Annotated in this window: 16 protein-coding genes; 5 read left to right on the top strand and 11 right to left on the bottom strand. The window is 66.3% G+C overall.

Annotation, left to right across the window (positions count from 1 at the left end; all coding sequences use genetic code 11):
- Positions 1-154 precede the first annotated feature (154 nt).
- On the top strand, positions 155-2,047 hold the full coding sequence (gene htpG, locus N5C25_RS18950) for a molecular chaperone HtpG (protein WP_251103409.1): 1,893 nt from the start codon (positions 155-157) through the stop codon (positions 2,045-2,047).
- A gap of 180 nt (positions 2,048-2,227) precedes the next feature.
- On the opposite strand, the gene N5C25_RS18945 is transcribed toward htpG, so the two are convergent.
- Positions 2,228-2,527, bottom strand: coding sequence for a hypothetical protein (locus N5C25_RS18945; protein WP_058980284.1), 300 nt, complete (start codon positions 2,525-2,527; stop codon positions 2,228-2,230).
- Positions 2,528-2,656: 129 nt separating this feature from the next.
- Between N5C25_RS18945 and ftsY the strand changes: the two genes are divergently transcribed.
- From ftsY to N5C25_RS18930, 3 genes are all read left to right on the top strand, one after another.
- Positions 2,657-3,937 carry a signal recognition particle-docking protein FtsY gene (ftsY, locus tag N5C25_RS18940; protein ID WP_251103408.1) on the top strand — a complete coding sequence of 427 codons (1,281 nt, stop codon included), beginning with the start codon at positions 2,657-2,659 and terminating at the stop codon, positions 3,935-3,937.
- A 94-nt stretch (positions 3,938-4,031) separates the two neighbouring features.
- Positions 4,032-5,156, top strand: coding sequence for an A/G-specific adenine glycosylase (gene mutY, locus N5C25_RS18935; RefSeq protein ID WP_019661207.1), 1,125 nt, complete (start codon positions 4,032-4,034; stop codon positions 5,154-5,156).
- Positions 5,157-5,161: 5 nt separating this feature from the next.
- Positions 5,162-5,431, top strand: coding sequence for an oxidative damage protection protein (locus N5C25_RS18930; RefSeq protein ID WP_058980282.1), 270 nt, complete (start codon positions 5,162-5,164; stop codon positions 5,429-5,431).
- Positions 5,432-5,503: 72 nt separating this feature from the next.
- Here the strand turns inward: N5C25_RS18930 and N5C25_RS18925 are convergent, their stop codons facing one another.
- The 10 genes from N5C25_RS18925 to N5C25_RS18880 all read right to left on the bottom strand — a co-directional run bounded on the left by N5C25_RS18925 (position 5,504) and on the right by N5C25_RS18880 (position 12,537).
- Positions 5,504-5,953, bottom strand: a complete 450-nt coding sequence (locus N5C25_RS18925; RefSeq protein ID WP_058980281.1) for a DUF6491 family protein — start codon at positions 5,951-5,953, stop codon at positions 5,504-5,506.
- 189 nt (positions 5,954-6,142) lie between these two features.
- A complete protein-coding gene (gene lolD / locus N5C25_RS18920) occupies positions 6,143-6,856 on the bottom strand; it encodes a lipoprotein-releasing ABC transporter ATP-binding protein LolD (protein WP_019661204.1) in 714 nt (237 codons plus the stop codon).
- Positions 6,849-8,090 carry a lipoprotein-releasing ABC transporter permease subunit gene (locus tag N5C25_RS18915; protein WP_019661203.1) on the bottom strand — a complete coding sequence of 414 codons (1,242 nt, stop codon included), beginning with the start codon at positions 8,088-8,090 and terminating at the stop codon, positions 6,849-6,851. Before N5C25_RS18915 ends, lolD begins: the two co-directional genes overlap by 8 nt.
- A gap of 23 nt (positions 8,091-8,113) precedes the next feature.
- Positions 8,114-8,563: a hypothetical protein gene (locus N5C25_RS18910; protein WP_021202023.1), complete on the bottom strand. Its 450-nt coding sequence runs from the start codon at positions 8,561-8,563 to the stop codon at positions 8,114-8,116.
- Complete coding sequence (locus N5C25_RS18905; protein ID WP_019661201.1) at positions 8,514-8,762, bottom strand: succinate dehydrogenase assembly factor 2; 249 nt, start codon at positions 8,760-8,762, stop codon at positions 8,514-8,516. The genes N5C25_RS18910 and N5C25_RS18905 overlap by 50 nt, the downstream gene beginning before the upstream one ends.
- Positions 8,763-8,860: 98 nt before the next feature.
- Positions 8,861-9,646, bottom strand: a complete 786-nt coding sequence (locus tag N5C25_RS18900; protein ID WP_005409079.1) for a succinate dehydrogenase iron-sulfur subunit — start codon at positions 9,644-9,646, stop codon at positions 8,861-8,863.
- Positions 9,647-9,712: 66 nt separating this feature from the next.
- On the bottom strand, positions 9,713-11,503 hold the full coding sequence (gene sdhA / locus N5C25_RS18895; RefSeq protein WP_014036803.1) for a succinate dehydrogenase flavoprotein subunit: 1,791 nt from the start codon (positions 11,501-11,503) through the stop codon (positions 9,713-9,715).
- Positions 11,504-11,534: 31 nt separating this feature from the next.
- A complete protein-coding gene (sdhD, locus tag N5C25_RS18890) occupies positions 11,535-11,921 on the bottom strand; it encodes a succinate dehydrogenase, hydrophobic membrane anchor protein (RefSeq protein WP_005409077.1) in 387 nt (128 codons plus the stop codon).
- Positions 11,918-12,310 carry a succinate dehydrogenase, cytochrome b556 subunit gene (gene sdhC / locus N5C25_RS18885; protein ID WP_005416132.1) on the bottom strand — a complete coding sequence of 131 codons (393 nt, stop codon included), beginning with the start codon at positions 12,308-12,310 and terminating at the stop codon, positions 11,918-11,920. Before sdhC ends, sdhD begins: the two co-directional genes overlap by 4 nt.
- A 56-nt stretch (positions 12,311-12,366) precedes the next feature.
- Complete coding sequence (locus N5C25_RS18880) at positions 12,367-12,537, bottom strand: DUF1674 domain-containing protein (protein ID WP_074901279.1); 171 nt, start codon at positions 12,535-12,537, stop codon at positions 12,367-12,369.
- A 39-nt stretch (positions 12,538-12,576) separates the two neighbouring features.
- Between N5C25_RS18880 and N5C25_RS18875 the strand changes: the two genes are divergently transcribed.
- Positions 12,577-13,452: a folate-binding protein YgfZ gene (locus N5C25_RS18875; RefSeq protein WP_058980280.1), complete on the top strand. Its 876-nt coding sequence runs from the start codon at positions 12,577-12,579 to the stop codon at positions 13,450-13,452.
- Positions 13,453-13,458: the final 6 nt, after the last annotated feature.

The following is a 13,458-nucleotide window of genomic DNA, read 5'->3' as shown; positions in this document are numbered from 1 at the left end:
CGCCCGCTATTGCTGTTGCTGTTGCTGTTGCATCGGCCTCTGCAGGTGCAGGGCTGCAAGCCCGGCCGACCAACCCCTTGATTTCGGGACAATCAGCCATACCCCTTGGCGAGGCCGCACGCGCTGGCGCGGCATTGCACATGGAGCCCTATCGATGACCGACACCATCCAGACCGAAACCCTTGGCTTCCAGACCGAAGTCAAGCAGCTGCTGCAGCTGATGATCCACTCGCTGTACTCCAACAAGGAAATTTTCCTCCGCGAGCTGGTCTCCAACGCTGCCGACGCCGCCGACAAGCTGCGCTTCGAGGCCCTGACCCAGCCGGCGCTGCTGGAAGGCGACAGCGAACTGCGCGTGCGCGTCAGCTTCGATCCCTCCGCCCATACCATCACCATCGACGACAACGGCATCGGCATGAGCCGCGCCGAAGCCATCGCCCACCTGGGCACGATTGCCAAGTCCGGCACCGGCGACTTCCTGCGCCAGCTGTCCGGCGACCAGAAGAAGGATTCGCAGCTGATCGGCCAGTTCGGCGTCGGCTTCTACAGCGCCTTCATCGTTGCCGACGAAGTGGAAGTGACCTCGCGCCGCGCCGGCCTGGCCGCAGGCGAAGGCGTGCGCTGGACCTCGCGCGGCGAAGGCGATTTCCAAGTGGCCACCGTCGACAAGGCCGAGCGCGGTACCCGCATCGTGCTGCACCTGAAGGACGGCGAGCACGGCTTCGCCGATGGCTGGCGCCTGCGCAGCATCCTCAAGAAGTACTCGGACCATATCGGCCTGCCGATCCAGATGCCGAAGGAAGGTGGCGAAGAAGGCGCCGCGGCCGAATGGGAAACCGTCAACCGTGCAAGCGCGCTGTGGACCCGTCCGCGCACCGAGATCAGCGACGCCGAGTACACCGAGTTCTACAAGCACGTTGCACACGATCACAGCGATCCGCTGGCGTGGAGCCACAACAAGGTCGAAGGCAAGCTGGAGTACACCTCGCTGCTGTACGTGCCTGGCCGCGCGCCGTTCGACCTGTATCACCGTGATGCGCCCAAGGGCCTGAAGCTGTATGTGCAGCGCGTGTTCGTGATGGACCAGGCCGAGCAGTTCCTGCCGCTGTACCTGCGCTTCATCAAGGGCGTGGTCGATTCCAACGACCTTTCGCTGAACGTCTCGCGCGAGATCCTGCAGTCCGGCCCGGTCATCGATTCGATGAAGGCCGCGCTGACCAAGCGTTCGCTGGACATGCTGGAAAAGCTGGCCACCGACAAGCCGGAGCAGTACGCCACGTTCTGGAAGGAATTCGGCCAGGTGCTGAAGGAAGGCCCGGCCGAGGACTACAACAACCGTGAGAAGGTGGCCGGGCTGCTGCGCTTCGCCTCCACCCGTGGCGACGGCGATGCACAGACTGTGTCGCTGGCCGATTACCTCGGCCGCATGAGCGAAGGCCAGGACAAGATCTATTACCTGACCGGCGAGAGCTACAGCCAGGTACGCAACAGCCCGCACCTGGAGGTGTTCCGCAAGAAGGGCGTGGAAGTGCTGCTGCTGACCGACCGCATCGACGAGTGGCTGATGGGCTACCTGACCGATTTCGACGGCAAGGGCTTCGTCGACATCGCCCGTGGCGACCTCGACCTGGGCGCGCTGGAAACCGAAGCGGACAAGCAGGAACAGGAAGCGGCGGCCAAGGACAAGCAGGGCCTGGTCGAGCGCCTGAAGACGGTACTGGGCGATGACGTGGCCGACGTGCGCGTCTCGCACCGCCTGACCGATTCGCCGGCGGTGCTGGCCATCGGCCAACAGGACCTGGGCCTGCAGATGCGCCAGATCCTGGAAGCCAGCGGGCAGAAGGTGCCGGACAGCAAGCCGGTGCTGGAGATCAATCCGGGCCATCCGCTGATCGCCAAGCTGGATGCAGAAGCCGACGGCGCACGCTTCGATGATCTCGGCCGGGTGCTGTTCGACCAGGCCGCACTGGCCGCCGGTGACAGCCTGAAGGACCCCGGCGCCTATGTGGCGCGCCTGAACAAGCTGCTGCTGGAGTTGTCGGCCTGATCGAGGCGGTGGTCGCCGGGCATGGCCCGGCGATGCTCTGGTAGGTGCCAACCTTGGTTGGCACTGCAGCCCTGGCAGAGGCCAACCTTGGTTGGCGCCCCAAAAGCGTGCCAACCAAGGTTGGCACCTACCAGGGGGGAGCGTGTCAACCCAGGTTGACACCCACCAAAGCCGGGCGGCTCAGACCTCCCGATCCAGCAGCGAACCCAGCATCTGGTCCTGGCGCCGTATCACCATGGCATTGGCGGCGAAGGCCACCACCTCGGCTTTCGCCGCCAGCAGGTCCCCCAATGGCGCGCCAGCATCGGCGTCGGCAGGGGTCATCGCGGCCTGCACCCCGCCCTGCTCCGCCTCACTGCGCAGCAGTTGCAGGCGTCGGGCATCAGGAGTCGCCAGGTTGGCCACGTTGTACGCGGCCACCTGCACGCCCTGGTGGGCCGCGCGCATCCCGCCGAGAGCGATTCCCATCACGTCGTTCATGGCGGTCTCCGGGCCGCGCTGCGCAGCCCTTCGGACCGGTTAACGGCCGGCGGGCCGCGACCTTGAGTCCACATCAGCCCGACAGGCCCGAGTGGTAGCATATCCCCCTGATTTCAGCGCCTTTTGCCAATGCTCAGTTTTTTCCGCCGCAAGAAGCCCCAGGATGCCCCCGCCGCGGAGGCACCCAAGACCCAGCACTACTCGGCTGAAGAGCTGGCGGCGGCGTTCCCGTCAGCCGCCCCGGCCGAAGACGCCGCCACGATCCCGGTAGTCGAAGCCGCAGCACCGGCACCTGTACCGGAACCGGCGCCCGTCGCCGAATGGCCTGCCGTACCGGCTGCGCAGCCGGTCACCGCGCCGGAGGACGTCCAGGCCGAAGTGCTGGCTGCGGCCGCCGTGCTGGCCCCTCTGGCTCCGGTCATTCCGGTCGAGGAACCAACCGCCCCGGCCGCCGACCTGCCAGCTCTGGTGGATGCCCCGCCAGCCCCGGCCGGCAAGCCCGGCTGGCGCGAGCGCCTGCGCAACAGCGTCATCGCGCGCAGCTTCGGTGGCCTGTTCTCGCGCAATCCCAAGCTCGACGACGACCTGCTGGACGAACTGGAAACCGCACTGATCACTGCCGACGTCGGCGTGGGTGCCACTACCGATCTGGTCGAGGGCCTGCGCAAGCGCATGAAGTCGCGCGAGTTCGCTGATGCCAATGCACTGCTGGCCGCGCTGCGCGCCGAGCTGATCGCGATCCTGCAACCGGTCGCCAAGCCGCTGGTGATCGACCGCAACGCCAAGCCCTTCGTGGTGCTCACCGTCGGCGTCAATGGTGTCGGCAAGACCACCACCATCGGCAAGCTGGCCAAGCGCTTCAAGGATGATGGCCACAGCCTGATGCTGGCCGCCGGCGATACCTTCCGTGCCGCTGCCGTGGCGCAGCTGCAGGCTTGGGGCGAGCGCAACGGCGTGGCCGTGGTCGCGCAGGGGCAGAACGCCGATGCCGCGTCGGTGGCGTTCGACGCGCTGCAGGCCGGCAAGGCCCGTGGCACCTCGGTGCTGATCGCCGATACCGCCGGCCGCCTGCACACCCAGTCCGGCCTGATGAACGAGCTGGGCAAGATCCGCCGCGTGCTCGGCAAGATCGATCCCACCGCCCCGCACGAAGTGCTGATGGTGATCGATGGCACCACCGGCCAGAACGCGCTGTCGCAGCTGCGCCAGTTCAATGCTGCGGTGAACGTGACCGGCCTGGTGGTGACCAAGCTGGACGGCACTGCCAAGGGCGGCGTGGTGTTCGCACTGGCCCGCGAGTTCGGCATTCCGATCCGCTTTGCCGGCATCGGCGAGCGCCCGGAAGACCTGCGCGTGTTCGACCCGGAAGCCTTCGTCGACGCCCTGCTGCCCGAAGCGCTGGGCGCCTGATACACCGTGCAGCCACGCATGGCGTGGCTCTACTGCACCGCAACCGCAATCCAGTAGAGCCACCCTACGGGTGGCTGCCTTCCCCGGAACACCCATGCCCCGCCAGCCGCACGCCAGCGCCGACAACCCCCAGCAAGACGACTTCATCGCTCGCCTGCTGCACTGGTTCGACGACCACGGCCGCCACGACCTGCCCTGGCAGCACCCGCGCAGCCCTTACAGGGTCTGGTTGTCGGAGATCATGCTGCAGCAGACCCAGGTGACCACGGTCATCCCGTACTTCCTGCGGTTCCTGCAGCACTTCCCGACCCTGCCCGACCTCGCCGCCGCCAGCAATGACGCGGTGATGGCGCAGTGGGCAGGGCTTGGCTACTACGCCCGTGCGCGTAACCTGCATGCCGCTGCAAAGCGCTGCGTGGAACTGCACGGCGGCGACCTGCCGCGCGATTTCGATGCATTGCATGCCCTGCCCGGCATTGGCCGCAGCACCGCTGGCGCGATCCTCAGCCAGGCCTGGAACGACCCGTTCGCGATCCTTGACGGCAACGTCAAGCGCGTGCTCAGCCGCTATCACGGCATCGACGGCTTCCCCGGCCTGCCAGTCATCGAAAAGCAGCTATGGGCGATCGCCGAGGCACACGTGGCGAAGGTGCCGGCCGGTCGCATGGCCGATTACACCCAGGCACAAATGGACCTGGGCGCGTCCGTATGCAGCCGGGCCAAGCCCGCCTGCGTCATCTGCCCGCTGCAGGACACGTGCGTGGCACGCCGCGAAGGCCGCACCGCTGAACTGCCCACGCCCAAGCCCAGCAAGACCCTGCCCGAGCGCGAAGCCGTGGCTCTGCTGCTGCGTGACGCCCAGCAGCGCGTGCTGCTGCAGAAGCGGCCGGACACCGGCATCTGGGCGCAGCTGTGGACGCTGCCGCAGGCGGAGGCCGGCAGCGACCTGCAGGACTGGTTCGACGCACATGTCGACGGCTCGCTGGAAGATGCAGAGGAACTGCCGGTGCTGCAGCACACCTTCAGCCACTACAGGCTGCACCTGCAGATATTGTCACGGAAGGTGCGCGGCCTGCGCGTGGAAGAACCCACGCTGCGCTGGGTCGCCAACGACGAGCTACCCGCATTGGGCCTGCCAGCGCCGATCCGCAAACTGCTCGACGGCGCCACGATCAGGACGCCAAAACGAACTTCCAAGAAATCCCGCAACCACGAGTGAGTGCCATGCCCCGAACCGTCTTCTGCCAGTACGAACAACGCGATGCCGAGGGCCTGGACTTCGTGCCCTACCCCGGCGAGCTGGGCCAGCGCATCTTCAACAACATCGGCAAGCAGGCCTGGACCGCATGGCTGGCGCACCAGACCATGCTGATCAACGAGAACCGGCTGTCGCCGCGCACCCCGGAGCATCGTGCGTTTCTTGAAGGCGAACTGGTCAAGTTCCTGTTCGAGAAGGACGCAGAGAAGCCGGCTGGCTTCACCCCGGAAGCCTGACCCACAGGTAGTGCCGGCCGCTGGCCGGCATCGCGCATGCCAAGTTGCCGGCCAGCGCCCGGCACTACCGCGTTATTTCGTGTTTTCCTCGCGCTCCTGCACCTGCGCCTGTCGCAGCTCCTGCTCGGACGCGCGCAGCGCCTTCACATCCAGCTTGCGGATGCTGTCGATGAAGCACGGCATGCGCGGGCCACCGGTAGGGTCGCGCACCAGCACCTTGTCGAAGCGCGCCGAAACACGATTCATCTGGCTGGTCAGGCCGATGGCGGTGGCATACGGCAGGTCCTGGCAGGGGCCTCTCAGCTCCAGCAGGTAGGCCTCGCTCGGGCGCGTCCAGACCGCCAGTGCGCTGTCGCCCAGTTCGGTCCAGCCATTGAGGGTGCCGAAGAACTGCATGTCGCTCTGCGGCGCACCGGCGTGGGCGCGGTAAAGGTCAAGCTTCTCGGCGCTGCTGAGCCGGCCGGTGGTCGCGCAGGCGACCAGGGCGAGGCAGAGGCCGGCCAGCAGGATCGGGGTCTTCATGGCGATCTCCTCGGGGAACTGTCGCCATCATGCGCCCGGGCTCGCAACGCTGGCGCGACGACCGGCAGCCCATTCAGCCGCCGGTCGGCGGCTGCTGGCCGGACCACGGTAGACGCCAACCTTGCTTGGCGCTTGCCCTGCAAGGAGCAGCCGACCCAGGTCGGCTTCCACCAAAGCGGGCCCAGCGCCTCAGACGTCGGCGTGGGCCAGTGCGTGCAGGCGCCCTTCCCGCAGTTCCAGCACCCGGTCCAGGCGACGCGCCAGGCTGCGGTCATGGGTCACCAGCACCAGGCTGGTATGGCGCGCGCGGTTGAGTTCAAGCATCAGCTCGAACACCGTTGCCGCCGTGCGGTCATCCAGGTTGCCGGTAGGCTCGTCGCCCAGCACGCAGGCTGGGTGATTGACCAGTGCCCGCGCCACCGCAGCACGCTGCCGCTCGCCGCCGGACAGCTCGCCCGGCTTGTGGTCCAAGCGATGGCCGAGGCCGACCGCTTCCAGCAGCATGGTGGCGCGGCTGCTCGCTTCGGCCACCGCGGTGCCAGCCAGCAGCACCGGCATCATCACGTTTTCCAGCGCGGTGAACTCCGGCAGCAGGTGATGGAACTGGTAGACGAAGCCCAGCGCCTGGTTGCGCAGCAGGCCGCGCGCGGTGTCCGACAGCGCCGACATGCGCTGGCCGGTCACATAGACCTCACCGGCAGTGGGAATGTCCAGGCCACCCAGCAGGTGCAACAGCGTGCTCTTGCCGGCGCCGGAGGCACCGATGATCGCCACCGTTTCGCCGGCGGTCACGGTCAGGTCCAGCCCATCGAACACCGGGGTCTGCATGCGCCCTTCAGCGTAGGTCTTGCCCAGTGCTTCGGCACGGATCACTTCGTCGCCACGGTTGAAGACCTTATTCATAACGCAGGGCCTCCGCCGGCTGGGTGCGTGCTGCCCGCCAGGCGGGATACAGGGTGGCCAGGAAGCTCATCAGCAGCGCGACCACGGTGATCGCCACCACGTCGCCCGTCTGCATGTCGGTCGGCAGGCCGGTGATGTAGTACACATCCTCCGGCAGCAGCTTGACGTTGAACACGCTCTCGATGGCGCCGAGGATGCGTTCCAGGTTGAGGGTCAGGGTGATGCCGCCGATCAGGCCAGCCAGCGTACCGAAGATGCCGATCAGCGAACCCTGCACCATGAACACCTGCATCACGCCACCCGGGGTCAGGCCGAGGGTGCGCAGGATGGCGATGTCGGCCTGCTTGTCGGTCACCAGCATCACCTGCGAAGACACCAGGTTGAACGCACCCATGGCGATGATCAGCGACAGCAGGATGCCCATCACCACCTTTTCCATGCGCAGTGAGTGGTAGAGGTTGGCATTCTGCTGGGTCCAGTCGCTTACGCGGTAGGCGCCACCGAGGTTCTGCGCAAGATCCACGCCCACCTCCAGCGAGCGGTCCATGTCGTGCAGTTTCAGGCGCACGCCGGTGGCACCGTCGCTGCGCAGCACGCGCTCCAGGTCCTGCATGTTGGCGAAGCCGACGCCGCGATCGACCTCGTTGTAGCCGGCCTCGAAGAGGCCACTGACGGTGAAGCGTTTCATCCGCGGCACCGCGCCGGCCGGCGTGCCCTGCACTTCGGCAAAGGTCACCAGCACCTGGTCGCCAACGTCCACGCCCAGCCAGATCGCCAGCTCCTTGCCCAGCAGCAGGTTGAAGCTGCCCGGCTTGAGGCTGTCATAGCTGCCCTTGGTGATCTTCTTGTCGATCACCGAGACGTTCGGCTCCAGCGCCGGATCGATGCCCTGGATGATCGCGCCCTGCACGCGCGGGCCGCTGATCATCGACTGGATCTCGATGTACGGTGCGGCGCCGGCCACACGCGGGTCCTTCCTGGCCACGTCGACCACCCGCATCCAGTCCGGCATCGGTTCGCCGTCGCGGCTGATGGTGGTGTGCGCGGTCATCTGCAGCAGGCGGCTGCGGATTTCCTTCTGGAAACCGCTCATGACGGCCAAGGTGGTGATCAGCACCGTAACGCCGAGCGCGATGCCCAGGATCGATGCCATCGAGATGAAGGAGATGAAGCCGTTGCGGCGCTTGGCACGCAGGTAGCGCAGGCCGATCGCCACGGGAATGGGTTTGAACATGCAGGCACGCCAGTCAATTCAGCTTATGGTGCCATTGACCGGGGCCGACGGGAAACGCCGCGTGCGGCCACGGCCAGTCGCAGTTCACGTCGCTGCCCGGAATCGAGCACATCGGGCCAGAACAGCAGGCGCCGGCGGCGCCGATCCTCACACCACAGCAACAACAGCCATGGGCCACGCACCACCAGCCGTGGCGTATCAACGTCCTGCCCGGCCACCTGCAGTGGTTCGGGAAGCGGCGCAAGAAGCACCTGTACGCGTGGCCTGCGCTGGCGCCAGGCCAGTTCGGCCAAGCCGACGCCCCAGGCCAGCAGCAGCGCGGGCATCAGCAGCCGCGCAGGCAGATCCGAGGCGCGCAACAGCCAGGGTGCGGCCAGCAGCACCGCCAACTGAGCGGCGGCCTGCAGCCTCGAAGGGCGCCACTCAAGGCTTGAGGGTGAGGATCTTCTGCATGAGGGGGATCGCGTGCGCATGCGGACAGGCCTCGTAGCCCATGAACCAGCGCCACAACTTATCGTCCTCGCAGTCGAGCAGGAACAGGAAAACCTCGCGCTCTTCGGTCGGCGCAGTGCGCCATTCGTGGTCGAGATAGCGCTCGAACAGCTGATCCAGCTCACGCATGCCGCGGCGGCAGCGCCAGCGCAGCTTCTTCAGCAGAACGTCTTCTTCCATCGTGCTTCTCCAGATACAGCAAAGCCACGCATGGCGTGGCTCTACTGAGGTGGTGCAGCCACGCATGGCGTGGCTCTACCGGGTACAGCCAGGCCTGATCAGGCGCGGCGTTCCATCATCAGCTTCTTGATCTCGGCGATCGCCAGCGCCGGGTTCAGGCCCTTCGGGCAGGTACGGGCGCAGTTCATGATGGTGTGGCAGCGGTACAGCTTGAACGGATCTTCCAGATCGTCCAGGCGCGCACCGGTGTCCTCATCGCGCGAGTCGATGATCCAGCGGTAGGCCTGCAGCAGGATTGCCGGGCCCAGGTAACGCTCGCCGTTCCACCAGTAGCTCGGGCAGCTGGTCGAGCAGCAGGCGCACAGGATGCACTCGTACAGGCCGTCCAGCTTCTTGCGGTCTTCCGGCGACTGCAGGCGCTCGCGGTCCGGCGGTGCCGGAGTCTGGGTGCGGATCCACGGCTTGATCGAGGCGTACTGCGCGTAGAAGTGGGTCAGGTCCGGAACCAGATCCTTGACCACGTTCATGTGCGGCAACGGGTAGATCGGCACTTCCTTCTTGCCGCAGTCCGAGATGGCTCGGGTGCAGGCCAGGGTGTTGGTGCCGTCGATGTTCATCGCGCATGAACCACAGATGCCTTCGCGGCACGAGCGGCGGAAGGTCAGGGTCGGGTCGATCTCGTTCTTGATCTTGATCAGGGCGTCCAGGACCATCGGGCCACACGCATCCAGATCGACCTCATAGGTATCGGTGCGCGGGTTGCTGTCGTCGTCCGGACTCCAGCGGTAGATCTTGAAGGTGCGCACATTCTTGCCGCCGTTCTTGACGGGGAAGTGCTTGCCCTTCGTGATCTTGGAATTCTTGGGGAGTGAAAACTCGGCCATGGCTGCTCTCGTTGGCTCAGGCGGCCCGCGCCCGTGGGCGCGGATTGCATGGTAGGCGGGGTCGAATCAGTACACGCGCGGCTTCGGCGGCACCACGGACACGTCGTCGGTCAACGTGTACATGTGCACCGGACGGTAGTCGAAGCTGCACTTGCCCTTCTCGTCGACGCTGACCAGGGTGTGCTTCTGCCAGTTGACGTCGTCGCGGTCCGGATAGTCCTCGTGCGCATGCGCACCACGGCTTTCCTTGCGCTGTTCGGCCGAGTTGATCGTCGCCACCGCGTTGAGCAGCAGGTTGTTCAGCTCGTAGGTCTCGATCAGGTCCGAGTTCCAGACCAGCGAGCGGTCGGAGACCTTCACGTCCTGGAACGAGTCGAAGATCTTGTCCATCTTCTCGCAGCCTTCCTTCAGCGTCTGGCTGGTGCGGAAGACCGCCGCGTCGGCCTGCATGGTGCGCTGCATGCGGTCGCGGATGACCGAGGTCGGGGTATCGCCGTTGGCGTGGCGCAGCTTGTCCAGCAGGCCCAGCGCCTTGTCGCAGGCATCGGCCGGCAGCGGCTTGTGCGCGGCACCCGGCTTGATGGTCTCGGCGCAGCGGTTGGCCACCGCACGGCCGAACACCACCAGGTCGAGCAGCGAGTTCGAGCCCAGGCGGTTGGCGCCGTGCACGGAGACGCAGGCCGCTTCGCCGATGGCGTACAGGCCCGGCACCACGGCGTTGTCGTTGTCGCCGACCTTCTGCACCACTTCACCGTGGTAGTTGGTCGGGATGCCGCCCATGTTGTAGTGCACGGTCGGAATGACCGGGATCGGCTGCTTGTGCACGTCGACGCCGGCGAAGATGCGAGCGCTCTCGGCGATGCCCGGCAGCTTCTCGTCGATCACGCCCGGGCCGAGGTGGGTCAGGTCGAGCAGAATGTGGTCCTTGTGCTCGCCGACGCCGCGGCCTTCGCGGATCTCGATGGTCATCGAACGGCTGACCACGTCGCGCGAGGCCAGGTCCTTGTAGTGCGGTGCATAGCGCTCCATGAAGCGCTCGCCGCTGCTGTTGCGCAGGATGCCGCCTTCACCGCGGACACCCTCGGTGATCAGGCAGCCGGCGCCGTAGATGCCGGTCGGGTGGAACTGCACGAACTCCATGTCCTGCATGGCGATGCCGGCACGCATGGCCAGGCCGCCACCGTCGCCGGTGCAGGTGTGCGCCGAGGTGGCGCTGAAGTAGGCACGGCCGTAGCCGCCGGTGGCCAGCACCACGCCCTGGGCGCGGAACAGGTGCAGCGTGCCATCGGACATGTCCAGGGCCAGCACGCCGCGGCAGGCGCCTTCGTCGTCGAAGATCAGGTCGAGCGCGAAGTACTCGATCATGAAGCGCGCATCGTGCTTCAGCGACTGCTGGTACAGGGTGTGCAGCATCGCGTGGCCGGTACGGTCGGCCGCCGCGCAGGTACGCTGCGCCGCCGGGCCTTCGCCGTACTTGGTGGTCATGCCACCGAACGGACGCTGGTAGATCTTGCCTTCGGCGGTGCGCGAGAACGGCACGCCGTAGTGTTCAAGTTCGATGATGGCCGGGATGGCCTCACGGCACATGTACTCGATGGCGTCCTGGTCACCCAGCCAGTCCGACCCCTTGATGGTGTCGAAGAAGTGGTAGCGCCAGTCGTCCTCGCCCATGTTGCCGAGTGCGGCCGAAATACCGCCCTGGGCGGCAACGGTGTGCGAACGGGTCGGGAAGACCTTGGTCAGGCACACGGTCTGCAGGCCCTTGGCGGCCAGGCCGAACGTGGCGCGCAGGCCGGCACCGCCGGCGCCGACCACGACCATGTCGTACTTGTGTTCGGTGATCTTGTAAGCGGACATCTAATCTGGATTCCTGTGTAGGTGCCTGGGCTCAGGCAACGCCGAGGGCGATGCGGCCCACCGCAAACACACTGACGATCATGCCGAGCACGGCGACGAACTTCACCGCGGTCTGCAGCACCAGGGCCAGCAGCGATTCGTGGATATAGTCTTCCAGCACGACCTGCATGCCGAGCTGCGCGTGCCAAAACATGGCGATCAGCAGGCCGATCAGCGGCACAGCGTTCCACGGCTTGGCCACGGCGGCGGCGGCGGTCGCGTAGTCCGAGCCGAGCAGGCCCAGCACGAAGACCAGGAACCAGATGCCCAGCACCACCAGTGCGGCGGCGGTCAGGCGCTGGTGCACGAAGTGCTCGGTGCCGGTCTTGGCCGAGCCCAGGCCGCGCACGTTCTTCAACGGGGTACGGAACTTGCTCACGCGGCACCTCCGAACATCACATAGGCCCACACCAGCAGGGTGATCACCAGGCTGCCGATGACCGACAGCCAGCTGCTGCGGATGAAGGCGGGGATGCTGAAACCAATGGCGAAGTCCTGCACCACATGGCGGATGCCATTGCACAGGTGATAGGCGAACGACCATGTCCACGCGAACAGGAACACGCGGCCATACCAGGCCCCGGCATGGCCGGTGAAGCAGTTCCAGGACTCGGGCCCCATCATCAGGGCCAGCAGGCCGGCAGCGATGATGAGGGCACCAACAGACAGAAAGATGCCGGTGGCTCGATGCAGGATCGAGGTGGCCATCTGAATCTGCCAGCGATACACCTGAAGGTGCGGGGAAAGTGGGCGTTGTCTGGTCGCCATTCGCTGGGCTCGTTGTCTCGGCTGGGCGGCACGCGGCCGCGTTGGCTCAATGCTGATCAGAAATCGATGCAGCGTCCGTTTTTCTCCCAATCGCCATACCGCACCGGATCAAGTCCGCCGCGGCCGCCGAATTCTTCTGCCTTTTCCTGCTCCACGGGCACGGGTGCCGCAGGGACCAGCGGGGCTTCAGTTTCGTCGTCGGGAGTGGGGGTTGTTTGGCCTATCATGTTCGGTCTCGCAACGCACAAATTTTAGACCTCGTTCACGTGCCTGACAACCTGCCCCCTGCTTTCGTCGGATATCCGCGCCTGCCCGGCCACCAGCTGCTGAGCCTGCAGGGCCCGGATGCGGCCGCCTTCGCCCACGCCCAGTTCAGCAGCGATGTCACCGCCCTGCCCCTGTTGCACTGGCAGTGGAGTGCCTGGCTGAGTGCCAAGGGCCGCACTCTGGCGGTGTTCCAGCTGCTCCGGCTGGCCGACGATCACGTGATGCTGGTGCTGGCCGACGGCGATGCCGATGCGATTGCGTCGCAACTGCAGCGCTTCGTGTTCCGTCGCAAGGTGAAGGTACAGGTGCGCAGCGATCTGGCAGCTGCCGGCGCCTTCACCGCGCCCGAGGCCGCCAGCGGCGCGGCGATTGCGCAGGCCGCAGATGAGGGTTGGGAGCTGGACCTGGGCAGCGATGCACTGCCGCGCACCCTGCGCATCGGCAGCGCCGAAGCGTTCGCCGCCAGTTCTGAAGCCGATGAGGCCGCCTTCGCTCTCGCTTGGCGCCAGGCCGACCTGCGCTACGGCCTGCCACGGCTGGAAGAGAGCCAGCGCGAAGTGTGGACCCCGCAGCAGCTGGGCCTGGACCGCCTGAATGGCTACAGCGTGAAGAAAGGCTGCTACCCCGGCCAGGAAATCGTCGCCCGCACCCATTTCCTCGGCAAGGCCAAGCGCGCGGTGCAACTGCTGCATACCGCGGCACCCGCACGTGCCGGCGATGGCGTGCAGCAGGACGGCGCGACGCTGGGCACAATCGCCAGCGTGGCCGGCGAGCTGGCGCTGGCGGTGCTGCCACTGGAGGCTGGCGACGCCGAGCTGCAGGTGGGTGATGCCATTGCGCAGCGCGTGCCGCTGCTGGATGGATTGGCGCGCTGAATCTGA

The sequence above is a fragment of the Stenotrophomonas sp. GD03958 genome, from assembly GCF_029839005.1.
GTDB classification, from domain to species: Bacteria; Pseudomonadota; Gammaproteobacteria; order Xanthomonadales; family Xanthomonadaceae; genus Stenotrophomonas; species Stenotrophomonas hibiscicola.
This window is presented reverse-complemented; position numbering and strand designations above follow the sequence as displayed.